The sequence below is a fragment of the Rhizobium sp. LjRoot30 genome (assembly GCF_964253915.1).
Lineage (GTDB): Bacteria > Pseudomonadota > Alphaproteobacteria > Rhizobiales > Rhizobiaceae > Metarhizobium.
Genome location: NZ_CAXUSG020000045.1, coordinates 1 through 2,509, shown reverse-complemented (window position 1 = coordinate 2,509; position 2,509 = coordinate 1). Strand labels below are relative to the sequence as shown.

Here is a 2,509-nt window from a genome sequence, read left to right as displayed (position 1 = left end):
AGTACAGGCCTATGTCCGCAGGGGTATACCCCAGTGAACGCTGTCAGATGTGTGCCAAAGGGTGTCCATAAGGGTTGACATTGCTAATTGGACAGTAATTATAACGGACATGACCCTAGTGGATAGAAAGTAAGTTATGTCCAAGACAGTGCTCTATGCCCGTGTATCGACCATCGACCAGACACTTGACCACCAGAAGACGCAAGCCGAACAAGCTGGATTTGTGATCGACGAGGTGATTGCAGACCATGGCGTTTCAGGCGTCAGCACCAAGCTCAAAGATAGGCCGGAAGGCAAGAGGCTGTTTGACAAGCTCAGGCATGGCGACACGCTACTAGTTCGTTGGGTGGATCGTCTTGGCCGGAACTACGAGGACGTGACGAAGACGATCCGGGATTTCATGCAGCTAGGCGTGATCGTAAAAACGGTGATCAACGGCATGGTTTTTGATGGCGCAACATCAGACCCGATGCAAAAGGCGGTCAGAGACGCGCTGATAGCTTTTATGGCCGCAACAGCACAGGCGCAGGCCGAGGCGACGAAAGCTGCTCAGCGAGCCGGAATTGAGGCGAAGAAAGGCGATCCAAAAAGCTACCCCGGAAAGAAGCCGAGCTATGACCGGAAGACGTTCCGGCAGGTTGTGGACATGCTGGCAATCGGCAATGGAACGTCAGAGATCTCTAAGGCAACCGGATTGAAGAGGCAGACCGTTCTTCGGATCAGGGATAATCGGGCCGGGGCGGAAGCCGCGCTTACAAGGTGGGGCATGTAGCCTCCTATCCGGGCAGAATGCTCGAAGCGGGTCTTCGAACTGACGTGTTCCGCATGATCGGCAGACCAGCAAAAATCGGTCACGAACTCCACGGACCTTATTTGCCCCAATAGTGGGGAGAACCAGTTATTAGACGTATCAAATATCAGCCTTGAAAGGGTAGGTGACTGTCACCTGTGGCAACTGTCCGTATTTGTTTCTGAAAGCATCCTTCATAGTCTGTACCAGTTCACCTTCTAGGTGCTCTTGAACCATAAAGGCATCATGGATAGGCAGAATAGCATGACCTTGCTCAATGAAGTGAAGCATCACATGTTCAGCAAGGTCACTTTCTTCACGCTGTAGTTTCATACCCGTTCGTTGTCCCAAGAGTGATGGCAACATGGGAAATGCATCCAACACGGACTGGCGAAACTGTTCCTTGGTCATGCTGTGTTTGACCGTATCAAATCCGCTTGGCTCTTCGGTGTTGCCAGTAGCCGAGTTAATCAGAGCAGCTAGTGTGCTCTTGGCGTGATTTCGCAGTTCCGCGCTTTCAGCAACGCCTGGAATACGGGCATAGGGATCATCTGGGATTGGCTGCCCAGCCTTGGCTAGCAGTACTGCTGGGTTGAATCCTCGATAGTCAGCCTCTACCGTAGGTAAACCATCCAGCAGTATCCAACGCCTTGCGTGTTTGCGTATGTGCTGCCACCACCCACCATAGAACCGGCCTCCGTATTCGAAGCTGCCATAGTTGAAGATGCGAGAAAGATTGACCCTTGAACCAACAAAGTCGCGGTCGCTATCTAAGTGAGTAAGTTCGCGGGAAGTCGAAATGTCGGTAGCGCCGAGACGCGCATTGATCCTATCCAAAGCCGTGCGGATTGCGGTGGTTTCGGCTGTATCGTCGTACCGGCAAAGCTGGCGTAGACTATCCTTGAGGACAACCGGTTCGTCATGGCGAACGACACGGAAATCCCAAGCAGTGAGAATGTCTGCTTCCAATTCGGTGACGGCACGAGCACCAAGCTTAAACATCGAGACTTGGGCGTTATCCGAGAAATGGTATCCCGGCTTGTCCAATGCCATAAGACCAGTTTCTAGAAGCCAGTCCTGAGCCATAAGGAAACGGTTTGCCGTCATATACTTCGGACGATAACGCCTCTGTTTGTCCAAACGGTCCTTACTACGAGGTATACCGACTGTCTCACCGAGCTTTCTGGAATAAGCACGGAGCAGGTTGGCCAAGATCACATTCGCACAATCGATAAAGTACTGCTGGCTTGACGTGCTCAGCTTGCGCTCATAGCTACCAAGCCAGTCTACGCACAGATCATCTAGCACCAGATCAACTCGGTTCTGAACTAGGTCGTTGGAACACCGAAGGTAAGGGTCGAACGGCCATGACCCTCCCATGCGCTGATCTTCCAAGCCAGCTAGAAACTCCTCACTCGAAAGCAGGCGCTGCAATTCGTCATAATCGGACATCGATCTGCCTCGAATTGTATAGAAGCGCCAACATGAGATAGCCGCCAGTCTTATCAACGGCAAGCACCATAGGATCTTCAAACGCTAAATGGAACAAGGGCTTAAGCAAGTGGATGTTTGTGCACAAATTCCTTCCGGACTCTATTAGGTAATAGAAGCACCTCGGTAAAATTGCTCAGGGAAGGCGTTGACTGCTCGCTATAGCATGATGATCCTCATGCAGGCCTGCTACAAAATTTCGTTTGCAAGCGGCGCACCACTACGGAT

The 2,509-nt window shown here is 51.7% G+C and carries 2 protein-coding genes; one reads left to right on the top strand and one right to left on the bottom strand.

All coding sequences use genetic code 11. The features are described 5' to 3' along the window. Positions 1-136: 136 nt before the first annotated feature. Positions 137-772 (top strand): recombinase family protein, encoded by a 636-nt coding sequence (locus ACSQ3I_RS28050; RefSeq protein ID WP_436004456.1) that lies wholly within the window; start codon positions 137-139, stop codon positions 770-772. 138 nt (positions 773-910) lie between these two features. Here ACSQ3I_RS28050 and ACSQ3I_RS28045 read toward each other — a convergent pair whose 3' ends face one another. Further along, the gene (locus ACSQ3I_RS28045) at positions 911-2,242 is read right to left on the bottom strand and encodes a hypothetical protein (protein WP_436004454.1); all 1,332 of its coding nucleotides are present in this window, start codon (positions 2,240-2,242) and stop codon (positions 911-913) included. Positions 2,243-2,509: the final 267 nt, after the last annotated feature.

Excerpts from the sequence above, each read along its gene's own strand:
- ACSQ3I_RS28050 (WP_436004456.1), top strand. The coding sequence starts at position 137 with ATGTCCAAGACAGTGCTCTATGCCCGTGTATCGACCATCGACCAGACA.
- ACSQ3I_RS28045 (WP_436004454.1), bottom strand. The coding sequence starts at position 2,242 with ATGTCCGATTATGACGAATTGCAGCGCCTGCTTTCGAGTGAGGAGTTT.